Genomic DNA, 18,304 nt, shown 5'->3' with positions numbered 1-18,304 from the left:
GCCCCGTCCATCCGACGGGGCCGTTTCGTTTCAGTCGGCCAGCGGCGGGTTGAGCCGGAGCGCCTCGCCCTCGGGCAATCGGGGTGAGGCACAGACGCTGACCCGGTCCGGCATCAGCCCGAAGCCCAGGAGAACGATCACCAGCTGCGTCTCGTCGAGCCCCAGCTCCGCGCGCAGACCCCGGTCGGTGGCGGGGGTGACCGACCAGTTCAGGAAGCAGGTGCCCAGCCCCTCGGCATGGAGCCCGTGGCACAGCGACATGGCAAAGAGCCCGCCGTCGATCCAGGGTTGATAACGTTCGCCCGCATGTTCCCAATGGCGAAGGTCCGAGGTGATGACGGCGATCCCGCCCAGCTCGTGTCCGAAGGTGCGGTTACCGGCCTGATGGCGGCGCACCCGATCGATCAGCGCGCGGTCGGTCCAGACATGGGCGGTGCAGGTCTGGCGGTTGCAGCTCGAGGGCGCGGCCTGCGCCGCTGCGACAGCGCGCCGGATGGCGGCCTCGGGCACCGGGCCGGGCGCGAATTGCCGGACCGAGTGACGCGATCGGGCAAAGGCGAGGTAGTCGCCGAACGCGCCACCTCCGTCCGTCTGGCGAACGCCCGCGGCGATGTCCTCGCCGCCCGGCAACGCCAGCGCCGGCGCGATGCCGTCCGGCAGGGTCGTGCCCCGATTGAACGCGGCCCAATCGCGCAGCGTTGCCAGACCGATCTGTCCCGCTGCCTCGTGCTGACCACCCTCGATCAGGTCCCCGGCAAGCCGCTCCGAGCGGGCGAGACCGAAGCCGGGACGCGCCTCGCGCAGCGCCATCCCGTATTCGAGGAAATGCGCATCCGCCAGCATCCGCGCGTTGCGGCTTTCCGGGCTGCGGACGCGGTGCAGCCAAGCGTGCCGTCGAAAGCGCAGCGCATCATAGACCACTCCCTGCCAGAAGGCACCCTCGGCCCGAAGGCGGGACCAGAACCCGGCCGCACCGCGCGCCGAGGCGACGCGACGGCCGGCCTCAGCCGTCATCGCGGACCCTGAGCGCGCCGAGGATCTCCTCGGTGCCCTCGCCCAATGCAGGGATGTGACGGCGGACATGGGCCTCGGTCAGGGACATGCGGAAGGGAGGATTCGGCACATCGAAACTGCCCGCGCCGTCCTCGACCTGGCCTGTGATCCCACGTTCGACCGAAACGGGATCGGCCAGCGCCTCGGCCACGGTCCGATAGCGCGAGCAAGGCACGCCCGCGGCCATGAACAGCCGCTCGCAATCGTCCGAACTGCGGCTCGCGGTCCAGAGCTCGACCCGATCCATGATCTCGGCCCAGTTCGCCTCGCGCCCCGCCGGAGTGGCAAAGCGCGTATCCTGCCCCCAGTCGGGATTGCCCAGCACCTCCAGCATGGCCGCGAAATTCTTGCCCGACAGCGGTACGACGATCACGAACCCATCGGCCGTGCGAACCGGGATATAGACATGGCGCTTGCGGGCCTGCGGGAATTGCGCCTCCTGACATTCGTAGATCATCATCGAGATCAGACTGTCCATCAGCGCGACATCGACGATCTGGCCCTGCCCGGTGCGTTCGCGCTCGAACAGTGCCGTCTGCACCGCGCCCCAGGCGTAAACTGCAGCCAGCACATCGGCGAAGAACATGCCCGTCGGCGCCGGACGTTCGGCCCCCGGCGAGAAATCCATCAGCGCCAGATCAAGCCCCGAGGCCGCATGGATCATCGGCGCATAGGCGGGTCGCTTGGCGCCTTCGCCCTGCTGGCCGAACCCCGAGATGGCACAATAGATCAGACCGGGATTGACCGCCGACAGAGCGCCGTAACCCAGGCCCAGACGCGCCATGACACCGGGACGGAAGTTCTCCAGCACCACATCGGCAGTCTTCGCGAGCGCGAAGGCGTCGCGCCGGCCAGCCTCGGTCTTGAGGTCCAGGACGACGCTGCGCTTGCCGGCGTTGAGCGTGCCGAAATACGCCGAATGCCCGTCCCGCAGTGGCGGGCGGCCACGCATGGCATCGCCCTCGGGGGTTTCGATCTTGATGACCTCGGCGCCGACATCGGCCATCAGGCGGCCCGCGAGCGGGCCTGCCATCACCTGACCGAAGTCGAGCACCCGGATGGGGCGCGGGCTCATCCCTTCAGCATCGCACGGGCGATGATCAGACGCTGGATCTGGTTCGTGCCCTCGTAGATCTGGCAGACCTTGGCGTCGCGCATGTACCGCTCGACCGGGTTGTCCTGCAGATAGCCCGCGCCACCGAAGACCTGCACCGCGTCGGTGGTGACCTTCATCGCCATATCCGAGGCGAAGGTCTTGATCATCGAGGCCAGCATCGGCACCTGCGGGTTCGCCGCATCGCGGTCGATGAGCGCCGTCACCTGATAGAGCATGGCGCGCGCGGCTTCGATCTGGATCGCCATGTCGGCCAGCATGGCCTGCACCAGCTGGAACTCGGCGATCGGGCGGCCGAATTGCACGCGCTCCTTGGCATAGGCGAGCGAGGCGTCCAGCGCCGCCTGCGCGATGCCGATCGAGGCCGCGGCCACGGTCGGGCGGTTCATGTTCAGCACGCCCATCGCGTTCTTGAAGCCCTGCCCCTCGGCCCCGATCATCGTGTCGGCCGGGACACGCACGTTCTCGAAGAACAGGTCGCAATTCTTGATGCCGCGCAGGCCCATCTTCTTGGGGCTGCCGCCGATGGTGATGCCGGGCGTGTCCATCGGAATGAGGAAGGACGAGATGCCGTCATGGCCCTTGCCCTCGGCCGTGCGGGCGAAGAGCAGGATGTATTTCGCCTGATCGGCCTTGGTGATGAAGACCTTCTGGCCGTTGATGACGTAGTCATCGCCCTCCTTGCGGGCCGAGGTCTTGATGCCCGAGACATCCGAGCCGGTATGCGGTTCGGTCAGGCCGATGCAGGACAGGATGCGGCCTTGGGCGACTTCCGGCAGGTAGCGCTGGCGCTGTTCCTCGGTGCCGAAATGCACGAGCGGCAGCGCCATGGCGATCGAGGTCGCGCCGACCAGATGCGAAACCGCGAACGAGGCGCGCGAGACTTCCTCTTTGGCGATGCAGGCCATGGTCGTGGTGCCGCCGGGGCCGCCGTATTGCTCGGGGACCATGATCTGGATCAGCCCGAGGTCGCCGAAGATCGGCACCAGCGAATGGGGCATGTGGTCGTCCTGGTCGATCTTCGCGGCGATCGGCGCGACTTCCTTCTCCGCCATGCGCCGCACGGTGTCGCGGAACATCAGCAGGTCTTCATCGATATGGGTGCTATCCAACATGGCCTGTCCTCCTCTGGCTAACCAAAGGTGTAATGGACCTACCAATGCGAGTCAATGTTGGAATCAGGTGCTTTGAGGGGTGCTCCAGAGGCGGCGATGAACGCGGTCCAGATGCTCAGAGAGTTCGGCCTTCGCGTCCTCGAAGCGCCCCGCCTGCAGATGCGACAGGAAGGCGCGACGCGAATTCACCAGCTTTTCGCCGTCCATGTCGGCCACGCGCAGGCGCAGGTAGGTCTGGATCATCTCGGTCTGAGCATCGATGGTGAATTCCAGAGCCCGATTGCCGGTCAGTGCCGCGATCTCGTGATAGAAGGCTCGCGCCAGAGGCACGCGCTTCGAGGCCTCGCCCTGCGCAACGGCCTCGGCGGTGGCGGCGACATTGGCCTCCAGCGCGGAAAGGTCCGGCGCCTTTCCCGATTGCGCGAGCCGGTCCAGCACCATGCCGAGCATCATCACCCGCGCTTCCAGCAGATCATCGAGGCTTATCGCGTTGAGGATCACCAGATCGTTCAGCGCGGCACTGATGCGCGCCGCACTGCCCTCTTCGATGAAGGCGCCGCCATGCGCGCCCTTTCGGGTCTTCAACATGCCGGCATTCTCCAGCGCCCGCAGGGCCTCACGCACGACATTGCGGCTGACATCGAGCTGCTTGGCCAACTCCCGCTCGGCCGGCAGCTTGTCGCCCGGCCGCAACTCGCCGGCGGCCAGCTTGTCCCGGATGCGCTGGACGACGATCTCGAAGGTGCGATCACTGCGGACGGGGTCGAACAGGGCGTCGCCCGCTGCCTTGGCCATGAGAGTCTCCGTATGCTTGCAGGACGTGAACAGGCGACCACCTTGCCATGACGGGGCCAGCGGGGCCAGTGCAATCGGCCTTGCGTCGCGTAGGCATCATTGGTAGGTCCAAATATAGATTTGGAGCCGCGATGACAGAGTCCCCCTCCCCGGCGCCCTCGCCCATCGGATCCGATGGCCGCTCGCGGATCGCCGCCGCGGCGATCGGAGCCGCCGCGCTGTTCACGCTGGCGGACATGCTCAGCCATCGGCATGGCTTTGCCGTGATGGCCGGGGCGCTGGTCTTGCTGCATGTCGCCCTTCGCTGGCCTGCGATCCGCTTCAATGCGCGGGCCATGCTGCTGGCAGCGCTGCTCATGGCGCTGGGGTTTCTGGCGAGCGGAGGCACGGCGGACGCTCTCGCCCTAGCCTTGAGCCGGGCGCTGTATCTGCCGGCCTTGCTGGCGGTGATGACCGTGCTGAGGGTCGCGGCACAGCGATCCCGTCAGGTCGGAGTCGCGGCGCGCTTCGTGGTGCAGCAACCCCCGGCCCGCCGCTATGCCTTCCTCGCGACGGGGGCACAGCTTCTTGGCATCCTGTTGAACATCGGCGGCTACCAGCTGTTGCTGGGGATCGCGCTGGGTCAGCGGGACGCGCCCGCCGCCTCGCCGCGTGCGGCCGAGATTCGCAGCCGGCGCATCGCCTGCGCGGTGATCCGCGGCTTCAACGGCACCGTGCTCTGGTCGCCGGTCGGGCTGGCGGTGAACCTGCTCATTCCGCTGATGCCGACCCTCGATTGGCTGGGCTATCTTCCCTACGGGCTGGCGATGCTGGCGGCCTTCACCCTGCTTGGCTGGGGGTTCGACCGCATGGGCCCCCGGCCCGCGGCACCCTTCCCGCCTCCCGCGGGCGAAGGGGCCTGGTCGGCGATTCTGGCCCTGCTGGCGCTGGTTCTGGCCATCACCGGCAGCGCCGCGGCGCTGGATGCCGTTGCTGGCATCCCGATGCGAGCGGCGATCCTGATGGTGATCCCGCTCATGGCCCTCCTCTGGGTGTTGTTGACCGAAGACGGCCCTGCCCCCGGACGCGCGCGCTCGCTGGCGGCGCAGACGGTGCGCGCGCTGCCCGGCTCGGCGAACGAGATCGGTCTTCTGGTCGCCTCAGGCTTTTTGGGTCTGATCGTCGCGCAGATGATCCCGCCAGAGGCCGTCCGCGACCTCGTGAACCTGTTGTCGTTGGGGCCAGGGCGGCTGGGCGCACTGGTGGCAATCACCATCACGCTGGTCAGCTTGGCCGGCATCTCGCCGATGATCAGCGGCTCGGCCTGCGCCGGTGCGGTGATCGCCTCGGGCGTTGCCATGCCCGAGCCGATGTTGATGGTGGCGACGCTGGGCGGCTGGGTTGCCGCGGCGATGCTGTCGCCGATGACCTCCACCGTCGCGATCGCAGCGGCCGAGACTGGCCAGCCCACCAGCGTCGTCGGCTGGCGCTGGAATGGCGTGTTCACGCTCAGCTTCCTCGGGCTGATCATCGTGGCGCTGCTGATCTGGGAGCGTCTCCTCTGAACCACGAATAAGGCCGGCACACGCGGTGCCGGCCCTGTCTCTCCCAACCACACTCCGGTGTCAGAAGTCGATCTGGCTGTAGATCTCGTCCCACAGCACCTGCGCAAGGGCCTCGGGATCTCCGTGGATGCGTTCCGCGGCAAGCTGCTGCCAATGGGCCAGGTTGCGCTGATAGGCCTCGGTGATGGCCTCGGCATCCGTTGCCCCCCGGGCCTGGGCGGCGGTGATGATGTCGGGCAGCCCTTCGGCGTTGATGCGGTCCAGCGCCTCGCGGATTTCGGGCACGGAATCGTTGAAGGTGACGCGACCCTCGTATTCGGCCCGGACATCGTTGTCGTCGGCGATATATCCGTCGATGGTGGCGCGGGCCACGATACCCGGCATTTCGCGCAGCACGGCCTGCTGCTGCTCCGCGCTCAAGCCGTCCCAGGCGTCGCGGTTCCAGGTAACGAGGCCGAGCCCCCCCAGCACGCCCAAAGGTTCGCCGAGGACCGAGCCGATCACCTCGCCCAGCGAATATTGGCGCAGCCAGGCGATCGGACCGACCACGCAATCCAGCTGACCGCGCTCGAGCGCCTCGTACATGTCGCCCGCCCCCATGTTCACCGGCGTCCCGCCGAGCGCCTGCGCGATCCGCGACATCGCCCCCGAGCCACCGCGCATCCGCAGCCCCTCGATATCGGCGAGGCTTGAGACATTCTCTCGGCACAGGAGCCGGTAAGGCGTCGGCACATGACCGCCGAGGAACACCAGATTGTTGTCGGCGAACTCATCGCGGCATTGCGGGCAATCCATGAGCATCGTCTGCAGCGAGGCCCCGGCGACGGCGATCGGATCGGCGCCATAGGGCATCATGTCCGAAATCACCACCGAGTTGGGCAGGTCGGAGGGCGCGTAGACCGGGATCACGAAGCCCAGATCGGCGATGCCGTCACGGACGCCGGCCAGCATGTCCTGCCCGCCCAGAAGTTGTCCGCCCGCGAAGATCTTGATTTCCACCTCGCCGTCGGTCGCCTCGTTGATGGCGTCAAAGGCAGGCTGCAAGCCGATGGTGTTGTTGGCCGCCTGTGGCGGGACGAATGTCGCATAGTTGTATTCGTTGGCGAAAGCCGGTGCCGTCGTCAGCCCGAACACCGCCAGCGCCGTCGTGGCGCGCAAAAGCGTCTTCATGTCTTCCTCCTCCGTTGAAACTGGGGCCGGGGCTCAGCTCATCAGACCCGGCAGAAACAGGGCGATCTGCGGAAAGATCACCAGCAACGCGACGACGATCAGTTCGCACACGAGGAACCAGCCGATGCCGCGGAAGATCTGGGTCAGGGCCACCCGGTCGCCGACCACTGTCTTGATCGTGTAGACCGACAGGCCCACGGGTGGGGTGATCAGGCCGATCTCGACGAATTTGATCGTCAGGATGCCGAACCAGATCAGATCGAAACCGCTCTGGTCGATGATCGGCAGCATCACCGGCAGCGCGATCAGCATGAGCCCGATCGGATCGAGGAACATGCCCAGAAACAGGAACACCAGCCCGCAGAACAGCACCACCGAATAGCCCTGCAACCCTCCGGCCCCGAACAGGTCGACGATCGCGTCGGGCACGCCCGAGAGTGCGACGAAGCGCGACAGCATCACCGCTCCGATCGAGACGAAGAAGATCACTGCGGTGCCGGTCACCGTGTCGATGATGCTTGCCCGAAGGACGGCCCAGCTGAGCCGGCGGTAGAAGGCCGCGATCAACAGCGCGAGGAAGGCACCCAGGGCCCCGGCCTCGGTCGCGGTGACATAGCCGCCATAGAGGCCGCCGATCACGCCGAGGATCAGCAGCGGCATCGGCCAGACCTGCGCCAGCGCCTGCATCCGCTCGCGCAGGGTCGGGTTGATGTCGACCGGGGGCGCAAGGTCGGGGCGGGCCAGGCAGCGCAGCCAGATCATCGCGGCATAGACCGCGGCGGTCAGGATGCCGGGCAGGATGCCAGCGATCATCAACCGGCCGATCGAAGCCTCGGCGAAGGTGCCGTAGAGGATCATCAGGATGGAGGGCGGGATCAGCGAGCCGAGCGTGCCCGCCGCTGCAACCACGCCCGTCGCAAGCCCTGGGTCGTAGCGGTAGCGCAGCATCTCGGGCACGGCGATCCGGCCCATGGCCGAGGCGGTCGCGACGGACGAACCCGAGGCCGCGGCAAAACCTGCACAGGCAAAATTCGAGGCGATGGCGAGACCGCCCGGTAGCCGGCACAGCCAGAGCCGCGCCGCCGAATACAAGGAGCTGACGATGCCGGAATGATAGGCCACCGCCCCCATCAGCAGGAACATCGGGATCGCCGAGAGCGACCAATGGGCCACGAACTGATAAGGAATGGTCCGCAGCGACCCCAGTGCCGGGCGCTCGCCCAGCAGGGCCCAGAGGCCGACGATGGACACGCTCATCAGCGCAAAGGCAATCGGTACGCGCAGGGCGAGCAGCACGAGGATCCCGGCGAGCCCGAAGCCCCCGATCGCGACATCAGACATCGAGCGACTCCCGGTGGTGCGGGATCGGGGCCTCGTTCCTCACGAGCGCCCGGATCAAGTCAAAGGCCTGCAACAGGCAAATCAAGGCGGTAGTCGCCATCGACAGTGGCACGAGCCAGCGGGTGGGCCAGACCGGGATCGTGCCGGTGCCCGCCTCGACCACGGCCATGCGGCTTGTCTGGCGCAGGGCTTCCTCGGTCGAGACCCAGATGAACAGGCCGAGAAGGGCCACACAGCCCAACAGGACCAAGAGGTCGATCCCCTGCTGCACGCGAGCCGGCACGGCGGCGGTGAACAGCTCGACCCGAATGTGATGACCGTGAGCCTGTGCCACGGGGATCGCCAGAAAGACCAGCGCGACCATGTACCAGAAGGACACGATCTCCAGCGTGCCGGAGAAGGGCACATGAACCTCGCGCAGGATCACGTCGAGAACGACATGTCCCAGCATCGCGATCAGGGCGAGCCCCGCAATCACAAGGTCCAGTGTGATGAGGCCGTCGATCGCTCGACGCAGGTGCCCCCGCTGCATACCTCGCTCCTCCCTGCTGAGTATCAGACTGGCCAATGAATGGCCTAACCATTTAAACATTGCAAGAAGAAACCTTCCGCGCAGATACACCTTGGTGCCGCAGGCGCGGGCCTACCGCCGGTCGATGGCTCGACCAGCCGCCTTCGAGGGCTCACTCGGGCGTCGAAAGCTCGCGCGAGAGCATGTAGGTGTGGAGCCGCTCCATATGCGAAATCATCTCGGCAATCGCGGCCTCGGTGTCGCGTTCACGCAGGTGCCGCACCACCTTGGTCCGCGAGGCCGCGACATCCCAGCTACGGTCCACGCCGATCTGCTTGATGTAATAGGCCAGCGGCTCGGTGACGGCGGACATCAGGATCTCCATCGCCTTGTTCTTGGTGGCGCGGGCCAGCAGGGCGTAGAACTGCACCGTCAGCGCCGTCCGGTCCTCGATCTGCGATTCGGAGGTCTTTTCGCGCGTGGCAGCGATATTGGCTTCGAGTGCCGCGAAATCGGCCTCGGTCGCCCGCTCGCAGGCAAGCCGAATGATCTCTTTCTGCAGGCATTTGCGCGCTTCAGTGTAGTCGGCCAGCGACAGCCCCCCCAGCGACAGCAGGTCCGAGATCGTCTGGTTGATCGGACGCACATCGCCGTGCATCACCACCGCGCCGCCCTTCACCCCCTTCTGCAGCGTCAGGACTCCGCCGATTTCCAGCGTCCGGAACGCCTCGCGCACGGTGGCGCGGCTGACCTGCAGCTGCTCGGCCAGATCCCGCTCGGAAGGCAATTTGTCGCCAGCGGCGATCCGACCCGCCTGAATCTCCGACCGGATCTGGTCGCAGACCTCTTCGAATGCGCGTTTCGTCTTCACCGGGCGAAAGCCCATCGCTGAGGACATATCCTGTCTCCTTGAGTACCTGACCAATTATCGGCCCAATCGATTACCCAAGGCAAGGGTCAGTTGACTTATTGGTTCTACCATTTAATGTTCGCCGCATTCCAGCACGTGACGGAGGAGAGAGCGTGACAGCGGAACCGACAGGGCGCCTTGCGTCCATCATCACCCCCGATGCGACGATCGATCAGGCGCTGCTGCAACAAAGGGCCAGTGCGGCCGCGGCCGGCTTTCGGGCCCTCGGGCTCCGAGAGGGCTCGACGGTTGCCATCCTGATGCGCAACGACATCCCCTTCATCGAAGCGTCGATCGCGGCACAGAAGATCGGCGCTTTCGCGGTGCCGATCAACTGGCACTCCACCGCCGCCGAGATTCTCTATGTCCTGAACGACTGCCGCCCCGATCTGCTGGTCGCGCAGGCCGATCTGCTGGCCACGCCGGGGCTGACCCTGCCCGAGGGCCTGAGAGTGATCGCCGCCGCGACGCCCCCGGCCACGGCCGCCGCCTTCCGCCTGTCGCCCGAGGCCTGCGCAGTGCCGACCAGCACGGCCGACTGGGACGCGTTCATCGCCGCGCATCCGCCGCGGACGACGCCCGACGCCGCCGCACGCGGGGCGATCATCTATACCTCGGGGACCACCGGCCATCCCAAGGGGGTCAAGCGCGTGCCGATGGATGCCGACCTGCTGGCGCGCAATGTCCGCTGCTTCGTCGACACCTACGGGCTGGCCCCAGATGTGCGCACGCTGCTGGTGACGCCGCTCTATCATGCCTCGCCGGGCGGATTCGCGCGCTACGCGGCAACGCGCGGCGAGCTTCTGGTGCTGGTGCCGCGCTTCGACCCCGAGGAATTCCTCGCGCTGATCGAGAAGCACCGCATCAACACCATCACCGCCGTGCCGACGATGTTCATCAAGCTGCTGAAGCTGCCCTCCGAGGTGCGCGCGCGGTATGATCTGAGCTCGCTCCGCTGGGTCAGTCACACCGCCGCGGCCTGTCCGGTCGATGTGAAGAAGGCGATGATCGACTGGTGGGGCCCGATCCTGCACGAGGTCTATGGCGGCACCGAGGTCGGCATCGCCATGCACTGCACCTCGCCGGAATGGCTGGCGCATCCGGGGACGGTGGGTCGTGTGGTCGAGGGCGCCGAGGTGCGCATCCTTGGCGAGGACGACCGCGTCCTGCCTCAGGGCGAGACTGGCGAGATCTATGTCCGCAATCCGAATTACGCCGATTTCACCTATATCAACCGCCCCGAGGCGAGGGCCGAGACCGAGAAGGACGGCTTCATCAGCATCGGTGACGTGGGTTGGCTGGACGAGGACGGCTTCCTGTTCCTCGGCGATCGCAAACGCGACATGATCATCTTCGGAGGCACCAACATCTACCCGGCCGAGATCGAATCCGCGCTGGTCCAGCATCCGCAGGTGGCGGATTGCGCCGTCATCGGCCTGCCGGATCCCGAATTCGGTGAGATCGTCTGTGCCTGGGTTCAACCGGCCCGGGGCGCCAAGCCGAACGAGGCCGAGATCGCGGACTTCCTCGGCCGCACCCTGGCCCGCTACAAGCTGCCGCGGCGCTACCTGTTCGTGGACAGCCTGCCGCGCGAGGAAAGCGGCAAGCTGATGAAGCGCAAGCTGCGGGAGGCGATGGTTCCGGGCTGAGGCCCGGAACCTTCTGCAACCTCAGAGATCAGGAAAGGACGGCGGGCGCTTTTCGGCCATCGCCGTCATCGCCTCACGGAAATCGGCGCTTTTCAGGCTGGCGGCGAGTTCGCGTTCGCCGCGGGCCAGGATCTCGGCCGGCGTATCGAAGCGCAGTCCCTGCAGCTGCCGCTTGATCACCGCCGCCGAGCGGGGCGAGACCTTGGCCGCCATCTCCGCCGCGTAGGCCTGCACGGCGCCTTTCAGGTCAGCGTCGGGGAAAACACCGCTCACCAACCCGATGCGCTCGGCCTCATCGGCGCCAAGCTTGCGCCCGGACAGCAGGAGTTCCGCCGCCCGCCCCTGCCCTACGATGCCCGCCAGCGCCCAGTCGATCCCCTTCTCGGCAATCAGGCCGAGGCGGGCGAAGGCCGCGATGAAGGATGCACTCGCGCCCGCGAAGCGAATGTCACTGTAAAGCGCCAGCGCATAGCCGATGCCGACCGCGGGGCCGTTCACGGCGGCGATCACCGGCTTGGGAACGGCGGCGGGCATGGCGAACTTGCCCTTCAACTCGGGCCGGGCTTCGGGCCAGGGATCCACGTCCGTCTGGGTGATCGCGGCTTCGCCCGTGCCCAGCTGCTTCAGGAACCCTGCATCCGCCCCGGCGCAAAAGGCCGCGCCCGCGCCTGTCAGCACGATAACGCGCACGGCGGGATCTCGGCTGCCCTCGATCAGCGCCGCGCGCAGGTCGGCCTCCATCTCGGCCGTCCAGGCATTGCGCCTTTCGGGCCGGTTGAGGGTCAGGGTCTGAACACCCTCGGCCCTGTCGCTCAGCACCGCTGTCATGCGGCACCTTCCAGTCCGACCTGCCCGCCCGCCAGAACGGTGACGCCGCGTTCGACCGTGGTCGCCTCGAAGAGCAGCCCGCCCGCCTCGGCCCAGATCGCCACCTCGAGCGTCTCGCCGGGATAGGTCGGGCGACTCATGCGGGCCGAGACCGCTGTGAGGCGCGCCGCGTTGCCCCCGGCCTGATTGTCGACCACCGCGCGCAGGGCGTGGCCGAGCGTGCAGAGCCCGTGCAGGATCGGACGGTCGAAGCCCAGCTTCGCCGCCATGGCGGGATCGGCGTGCAGCGGGTTCATGTCGCCGTTCAGCCGATAGAGCAGCGCCGCCTGCGACAGCGTGGCGATCCGCACGGTGGCATCGGGCGATCGATCCGGCCGGGACGGCGCCGGCGCCGGGCGCGAGGCGCTGCCGCCGAACCCGCCGTCCCCCATGCACATATAGGTCGACAGGACCCGGGCCACGGGGGCGCCGGCGTCGGTGGCAATCTCGCGCGTGACCTCGACCACGGCGCCCTTGTCTGCGCCCCGGTCGTACAGCCCCGAGATGACATTGCGCGCCACCAGCGCCGTGTCCAGCGGCACGGGCGCCAGGATCTTCAGCGCCTGCGCGCCATGCAGGACCTTGCGCGCATCTAGCCCCGCGCGGCCGAACCACATGCCGGGCGAACCCAGCACCACCGGCATCAGCGGATAGGGCACGAGGCCCTCCTCGTAGACATGCCGCAACTGGTTGGCGTCGGTCGGCTCGGCGCCCAGCCCTAGGCCCAGACCGTAGAGGATCGCCTCGCGCGCGGTCACGCGGAACGGGATCGGATCGAAGGTGAAGGAGCGGAGCCCCTCGTCGGTGATGCTCATGCACGGGTCTCCTCGTCGATGCGGTGCGCCAGCGCGGCGCGGATACGGGCGCGCGGCGCGGTCTCGCCCCCCAGCGCGGTGGCAAGGTGCAGAAGGCGTTTGAAAACGCGCCCGATTTCCATCTCGTCGGTCATGCCCATACCGCCATGCAGCTGCACCGCGGCCTCCCCCACCTCGCGGAAGGAGCGTGCCAGACCCGCCAGCGCGCGGTCGGTCATCCCCTCGGACGGCGGAGTGTCGCCCGGACACAGGATCGCGGCGAGGCCAAGCGCCAGCTCCCGCTCCACCAGCATGTCGGCGAGACGGTGCTGCAGCACCTGAAACTGCGCGAGCGGCTGCCCGAACTGGCGCCGCTCGCCGAGATAGCGCGCGGTCAGTGCCAAGGCGCGGCTCAGCGCGCCACAGCCTTCGGCGGCATGGCAGGCCAGCCGCTCGGCCCGCGCGCGGGCCACGGCGGCAACCGCCGGGGCGCCCTGCAACAGGATCTGCCGATCGGCAGGGGCGGCGCGATCCGACAATCGGCGCCCGTCCAGCCCCTGCCAGAACCGGCCCGGCGCCTCAGCGGCAGCGCACAGAGCCAGCGTCCGGGCCTCGGGGTCGAACACCAACAGGTCGGTGACCTCGTCCCCGCCCGCGACCGCCGCGGCAGGATCGTCCCACAGCGCGAGGATGCGCCTCCCCTCGGCCACGGCGGACAGAAGGTTTGCATCGGCGCCCGCGCTTGCCGCGAGGGGCGCGGCAATCAGCGCGCTTTCGATCAGGGGTTCGCGCAGGCCGATAGCACCGATCTCGTGCACCAGCGGGAGGCAGGCGGCCAGCGGCAGAGCCAGCCCGCCCGCCTCCTCCAGGAGGCGCAGCGCGGTCCAGCCCTGTTCGGCCATCGCCAGCCACATGGCGGGGGAAAAGCCCGACGGATCCGCGCGATAGCCCTGCGACAGCCAGCGCGCGCCGGCCTCGGCCAGCAGGGCCGCATCGGGGGCCGGGGTGAAGAGGTCCAGGAGGCTCATGCGCCCTCCGCCAAGGCTGCACGCGCGATCAGCCCGCGTTGAATTTCGCTGGAGCCGCCATAGATCGTGGAGGCCCGGTTATAGAGGTATTCCTCGAGCACGCCCTCGGCGCCCTCCCCCGGAGCGGCCCCATGGCGCAGCGCGTCGGCCCCGAGAGCTTCGCGCAAGAGGCGCGTCAGCTCTTGCTGGATCTCGGTGCCGCGCAGCTTCAGGATCGAGGCTCCGGCGCCGATCCCCTCGCCGCGCGCCTGCGCCGCGAGATAGCGCAATTCGGTCAACTCCAGTGCGGTCAGGGCGATGTCGGCCTCGGCGATCTGCGCCAGAAGACCGGCATCCGCGTCCGCCGCCAGCCCGCGCAACCGCGCCAATTGTCGGCGCGAGCGCCCGACCCCGGTGATGTCGCTGCGCTCGTTCGCCAACAAGAAGCGGGCATAGTCCCAGCCGCGCCCCGCCTCGCCGACGAGGTTCTCGACCGGGACCGACACATCGGTCAGGAAGACCTCGTTCAGGCTGTGGCTGCCGTCGATGCCGATGATCGGCCGCAACTCGATGCCGGGGCTGTCCATGTCGATCAGCAGCATCGAGATCCCCTCCTGCCGCCGCGTGCCGCCGCCGGTGCGCACCAGCGCGAACATGCGGTTGGCGTGCTGAGCCTTGGTGGTCCAGATCTTCTGCCCGTTGACGATCCAGCGATCGCCGACCCTGTCCGCCCGCGTCTGCAAGGCCGCAAGGTCCGATCCCGCGCCGGGTTCGGAGAACCCCTGACACCACCAATCCTCGGCCCGCTGGATGCGCGGCAGATAGAAATCCTTCTGCGCCTTGCTGCCGAAGGTATAGAGGACCGGCCCGATCATCTTGGTGCCGAAAGCCGGCACCTTGGGTGCGGACCCCAGCCCGCATTCCAGCGTGAAAAGATACAGTCGAACCGGATCCCAGCCGGTACCCCCGTATTCCTTCGGCCATGTCGGCGCAGCCCAGCCCTTGGCATAGAGGGCGCGCTGCCACTGCAGGACCTCGTCCTTCGTTGCATGGCGGCCAAGGTCGGCGTTGCGCCGCGCCTGTGCAGGCAGGGTGTCCCGGATGAAAGCCCGGACTTCCGCCCGAAAGGCCTGTTCCTCGGGCCCCAGCAGCGCGTCGATCGGGTCGGCACCCATCAGATTGCGTCCCAATGGAACACGTCCATCGTGGTTTCCGGCCCCGCGAGATCGCGCTTGACCGAGGGCAGGAAGACCTCGCGGATGCTGTCCTGCGTCCAGCCCTCGGCCCGATGCAGGCCCCGGACAGGGCGCGGCTGGCTCATCACGAAGATCTCGTTGCCGCGTACGGCGAAGACCTGACCGTTGACATCGGCCGCATCGTCCGAGGCAAGGAAGACGCTCATCGGCACCAGTTTCTCGGCAGTCATGTGGCGGCGCTTTTCGGCGAAGGCTTCGGGGTCGGATGTCGGAACCGAGGTGACCATCCGCGTCAGGGCGAACGGCGCAATGCAGTTCGACCGGACCCCGAAGCGGGCCAGATCGATCGAAATGGAGCGCGAAAGCCCCGCGATCGCGGCCTTTGCGGCGGCATAATTGGCCTGACCGAGATTGCCGATCAGACCCGCGGTCGAGGTGAAATGCACATAGGAGCCCGAGCCCTGTTCGCGGAACACCCCCGCCGCGGCGCGACTGACGTTGTAGCTGCCATAGAGATGGACCTTCACCACGCTGTCGAAATTCTCGAAGCTCATCTTGTGAAACAGCCCGTCGCGCACGATGCCCGCGTTGTTGACCACCGTGTCGAGCCGCCCGAACCTATCGAGCGCGCACTGCACGATAGCCGCGGCCTCGCCGGGGTCGGCCACGGAATGGCCATCGGCCACGGCCTGCCCGCCCTGCGCCTCGATCTCGCGCACGACTTCTTCGGCGGGGGAGGATCCGTCCCCCTGCCCTGACAGGTCCGTCCCGAGGTCGTTGACGACGACCTTCGCGCCAGCCGCAGCATAGCCAAGCGCTAGCGCGCGCCCGATACCGCGCCCCGCGCCGGTAATGATGGCAACTTTTCCGTCGAGCGGCTTCATGAGTTCCTCCGGTCTTTCTTTCAATGGTTCCACCTTTAAGACGGCACAGAGAGGCGCAATCACCCGGCTGGCCGGTCCCGGTGGATCAGCGGTCGTCGATGGCGGGCAGCGAGCCCTCGGGGAAATGGCGCAGGATCGCCGTGTGCACCGTTTCCAGATGCGCATTCATCTCTTCGATGGCGCCGGCAGCATCGCGGGCGCGCAACCGCGCCAGCACCGCGCGGCGCGACACGATCACCGGGGCCGTCGCGTGAATCCCTGCCGCCTGAACGAAACGGCGGACGATCTCGTAGATCGGGGTGATCACCAGCACCAGCACCGGGTTCTGCGTCGCTTCGGCCAAGAGATGGTAGAACTCGGCCGTCAACTCCAGCAGTTCCTCGTCGCGGCGGGCGATCAGCGCGGTCTCGGTGGCATCGATGTTGCGCTCGATCCGGCGCAGGGCCTCCGGCGTGGCGCGGCGCGCGGCGTTGTCGAGGATCACCTTCATGATGCCGATACGCGCCTCGGTCAGGTGATCGAGGCTGATCGACCCCAGCGCCATCATGTCCCGAAACGAGCGCAACACCGGCTGCTCTGAGGGCTCTAGCACGAAGGCGCCGCCATGGACCCCCTTCTGCAAGCCGATCAGCCCGGCATTCTCCAATCCGCGCAGAGCCTCGCGCACCGCATTGCGCGAGACGCCGAATTGCACGGCCAACTCGCGCTCGGGCGGCAGCTTGTCGCCGGGGCGCAAATGTCGCCCCTCGATCTGGGCGCGGATCTGCTCGGCGATCATCTCGAATGCGCGCGTGCCCGAAACCGGTTTGAACGCCATGAACAGCCCTCCGCCTGTGATCACCGCTCCAGCCCCAGAATGCCCGTCGCCTGGCTGGCCAGCGTGCCGCCATTGCCATGCACGAGGGCCAGCGTGCAATCGGAAACCTGCCGCGCGCCCGCCTCGCCGCGCAATTGCTGAACGGCTTCGATAATGGTGAAGATACCGTACATGCCGGGATGCGTGCACGACAGCCCGCCGCCGTTGGTATTGACCGGGATCCGTCCGCCGGGACGGGTGTGCCCCTCGGCAAAGAGCCGTCCGCCCTGCCCCTTGGCGCAGAAGCCGAGGTCCTCCATGAACAGGATCGGGTTGATGGTGAAGGCGTCGTACAGCTCGACCACATCGATATCCGCAGGCTGCACCCCGGCCATGCCGAAGGCCAGCGGACCCGAGATCGCCGCGGGCGTGACCGTCAGATCCGGCATCTCCATGATCGACTTGTGGGTATGGGCCACCCCGAAGCCGCGCACCCAGACGGAGGTCTTGCGCATCCGCGCCGCGCGGGCGGCCGAGACCAGCACCACCGCGCCGCCGCCATCCGTCACAAGACAGCAGTCGCGCACACTGAGCGGATCGGCGACCATGCGCGCGGCCAGCACCTCGTCCACGGTCAGCGGATCGCGCAGAAAGGCGTCGGGGTTGCGCTGCGCCCAGTCGCGCATCGATACCGCGACCTCGGCCAGATCGCGGCGGGTCGTGCCGTGTTCGTGCATGTGTCGGGCGGTGGCCAGCGCATAGGCGGTGATCGGATTGCGCGGCTGGTACGGGGCCTCGTAGGGCTGGGGCTCGACCGGCGAATGCAGCTTGCCCGAGGCGGTGCGCTGGTTCGATCCGTAGCAGATCAGCGCCACCTCGCAGAGCCCGATGGCAATCGCCATGCTCGCCGATTGCAGATAGGCCACGAAGGCCGAGCCGCCGAAATTCGTGGCGTCGGTCACACGCGGCACGATGCCGAGGTATTCCGCGACCGAGGGACCGGCCAGCAGATTGTTCATGTTGGTGGTGAACAGGCCGTCGACCTCGGCCAGCTCGATGCCGGCGTCGTCCAGGGCGATCTTCACCGCGCGGGCCATGATCTCCATATGCGTTTCGCCCGGCGCCTCGCCCAGACCGTAGAGCCCGACACCCGCCACCGCGGCGGTGCTGCGCAGATCCATGCTCATGCCGTACCCTCCTTGCGGAAGATGACGCGCGGGGTGTCGTCGATCTCGGCGCGCAGGCGGTCGCCTATGTGCAGGGCGTCGGGCGCGGTGCCGACCACGGTCGAGATCATCCGCACGCCCTCGGCCAGCTCGACCATCGCATAGAGGTAGTCGCCGCCCTTCTCGGGCTTCTGGCGCACGGTGGTCGCGGCGTAGAGGTGCCCCTTGCCCGAGGCCTCGACCCAGGCCAGTCGGTCGGCGCCGCAATGCTTGCACAGCACGCGCGGCGCAAAGCCATGCCGACCGCAGGCCTCGCAGCGCTGGATCATGAAACGGCCCTCGGCCAGATGGTGGCGGAAACGGGCGTCGGGCCCTTCGGGAAGTTCGGTCAT

Annotated in this window: 18 protein-coding genes; 2 read left to right on the top strand and 16 right to left on the bottom strand. The window is 67.6% G+C overall.

Features of this window, described 5'->3' with window-relative positions; translation table 11 throughout:
* Positions 1–30: 30 nt before the first annotated feature.
* From BCY78_RS03220 to BCY78_RS03205, 4 genes are all read right to left on the bottom strand, one after another.
* Entirely contained in the window at positions 31–1,014 is a 984-nt protein-coding gene (locus tag BCY78_RS03220) for a nitroreductase family protein (protein ID WP_068297801.1), read from the bottom strand.
* Complete coding sequence (locus BCY78_RS03215; RefSeq protein ID WP_068297798.1) at positions 1,004–2,128, bottom strand: CaiB/BaiF CoA-transferase family protein; 1,125 nt, start codon at positions 2,126–2,128, stop codon at positions 1,004–1,006. The genes BCY78_RS03220 and BCY78_RS03215 overlap by 11 nt, the downstream gene beginning before the upstream one ends.
* Positions 2,125–3,282: an acyl-CoA dehydrogenase family protein gene (locus BCY78_RS03210; protein ID WP_068297795.1), complete on the bottom strand. Its 1,158-nt coding sequence runs from the start codon at positions 3,280–3,282 to the stop codon at positions 2,125–2,127. Before BCY78_RS03210 ends, BCY78_RS03215 begins: the two co-directional genes overlap by 4 nt.
* 63 nt (positions 3,283–3,345) lie before the next feature.
* Positions 3,346–4,077 (bottom strand): FadR/GntR family transcriptional regulator, encoded by a 732-nt coding sequence (locus BCY78_RS03205; protein ID WP_068297789.1) that lies wholly within the window; start codon positions 4,075–4,077, stop codon positions 3,346–3,348.
* A 131-nt stretch (positions 4,078–4,208) separates the two neighbouring features.
* On the opposite strand from BCY78_RS03205, the gene BCY78_RS03200 reads away from it, so the two are divergent.
* Positions 4,209–5,621: a hypothetical protein gene (locus tag BCY78_RS03200; RefSeq protein ID WP_083194791.1), complete on the top strand. Its 1,413-nt coding sequence runs from the start codon at positions 4,209–4,211 to the stop codon at positions 5,619–5,621.
* 60 nt (positions 5,622–5,681) lie between these two features.
* On the opposite strand, the gene BCY78_RS03195 is transcribed toward BCY78_RS03200, so the two are convergent.
* The 4 genes from BCY78_RS03195 to BCY78_RS03180 form a co-directional block, all read right to left on the bottom strand.
* Positions 5,682–6,791, bottom strand: a complete 1,110-nt coding sequence (locus BCY78_RS03195) for a C4-dicarboxylate TRAP transporter substrate-binding protein (protein WP_068297788.1) — start codon at positions 6,789–6,791, stop codon at positions 5,682–5,684.
* 33 nt (positions 6,792–6,824) lie between these two features.
* Positions 6,825–8,132 carry a TRAP transporter large permease gene (locus BCY78_RS03190; RefSeq protein WP_068297786.1) on the bottom strand — a complete coding sequence of 436 codons (1,308 nt, stop codon included), beginning with the start codon at positions 8,130–8,132 and terminating at the stop codon, positions 6,825–6,827.
* Positions 8,125–8,664, bottom strand: coding sequence for a TRAP transporter small permease (locus BCY78_RS03185; RefSeq protein ID WP_068297783.1), 540 nt, complete (start codon positions 8,662–8,664; stop codon positions 8,125–8,127). The genes BCY78_RS03190 and BCY78_RS03185 overlap by 8 nt, the downstream gene beginning before the upstream one ends.
* 151 nt (positions 8,665–8,815) lie before the next feature.
* On the bottom strand, positions 8,816–9,541 hold the full coding sequence (locus tag BCY78_RS03180) for a FadR/GntR family transcriptional regulator (protein ID WP_068297781.1): 726 nt from the start codon (positions 9,539–9,541) through the stop codon (positions 8,816–8,818).
* Positions 9,542–9,666: 125 nt separating this feature from the next.
* Here BCY78_RS03180 and BCY78_RS03175 point away from each other — a divergent pair, with 125 nt between their 5' ends.
* Positions 9,667–11,202: an AMP-binding protein gene (locus tag BCY78_RS03175; RefSeq protein WP_199523101.1), complete on the top strand. Its 1,536-nt coding sequence runs from the start codon at positions 9,667–9,669 to the stop codon at positions 11,200–11,202.
* A 21-nt stretch (positions 11,203–11,223) separates the two neighbouring features.
* Here BCY78_RS03175 and BCY78_RS03170 read toward each other — a convergent pair whose 3' ends face one another.
* From BCY78_RS03170 to BCY78_RS03135, 8 genes are all read right to left on the bottom strand, one after another.
* Positions 11,224–12,030, bottom strand: coding sequence for an enoyl-CoA hydratase-related protein (locus BCY78_RS03170; protein WP_068297777.1), 807 nt, complete (start codon positions 12,028–12,030; stop codon positions 11,224–11,226).
* Positions 12,027–12,884 carry a MaoC family dehydratase gene (locus BCY78_RS03165; RefSeq protein ID WP_068297774.1) on the bottom strand — a complete coding sequence of 286 codons (858 nt, stop codon included), beginning with the start codon at positions 12,882–12,884 and terminating at the stop codon, positions 12,027–12,029. Before BCY78_RS03165 ends, BCY78_RS03170 begins: the two co-directional genes overlap by 4 nt.
* Entirely contained in the window at positions 12,881–13,891 is a 1,011-nt protein-coding gene (locus BCY78_RS03160; protein WP_068297770.1) for an acyl-CoA dehydrogenase, read from the bottom strand. The genes BCY78_RS03165 and BCY78_RS03160 overlap by 4 nt, the downstream gene beginning before the upstream one ends.
* Positions 13,888–15,045: an acyl-CoA dehydrogenase family protein gene (locus BCY78_RS03155; protein WP_068297768.1), complete on the bottom strand. Its 1,158-nt coding sequence runs from the start codon at positions 15,043–15,045 to the stop codon at positions 13,888–13,890. The genes BCY78_RS03160 and BCY78_RS03155 overlap by 4 nt, the downstream gene beginning before the upstream one ends.
* Positions 15,045–15,950, bottom strand: coding sequence for an SDR family NAD(P)-dependent oxidoreductase (locus BCY78_RS03150; protein ID WP_068297766.1), 906 nt, complete (start codon positions 15,948–15,950; stop codon positions 15,045–15,047). The genes BCY78_RS03155 and BCY78_RS03150 overlap by 1 nt, the downstream gene beginning before the upstream one ends.
* Positions 15,951–16,035: 85 nt before the next feature.
* Entirely contained in the window at positions 16,036–16,767 is a 732-nt protein-coding gene (locus tag BCY78_RS03145; protein ID WP_068297764.1) for a FadR/GntR family transcriptional regulator, read from the bottom strand.
* A 20-nt stretch (positions 16,768–16,787) separates the two neighbouring features.
* Positions 16,788–17,933: an acetyl-CoA acetyltransferase gene (locus BCY78_RS03140; protein WP_068297762.1), complete on the bottom strand. Its 1,146-nt coding sequence runs from the start codon at positions 17,931–17,933 to the stop codon at positions 16,788–16,790.
* Entirely contained in the window at positions 17,930–18,304 is a 375-nt protein-coding gene (locus tag BCY78_RS03135; protein WP_068297761.1) for a Zn-ribbon domain-containing OB-fold protein, read from the bottom strand. The genes BCY78_RS03140 and BCY78_RS03135 overlap by 4 nt, the downstream gene beginning before the upstream one ends.

Source organism: Pararhodobacter sp. CCB-MM2, from assembly GCF_001691415.1.
Taxonomy (GTDB): Bacteria; Pseudomonadota; Alphaproteobacteria; order Rhodobacterales; family Rhodobacteraceae; genus Pararhodobacter.
The sequence above is the reverse complement of the archived record's forward strand: the minus strand, read 5'-3'. Positions and strand labels throughout refer to the sequence as shown.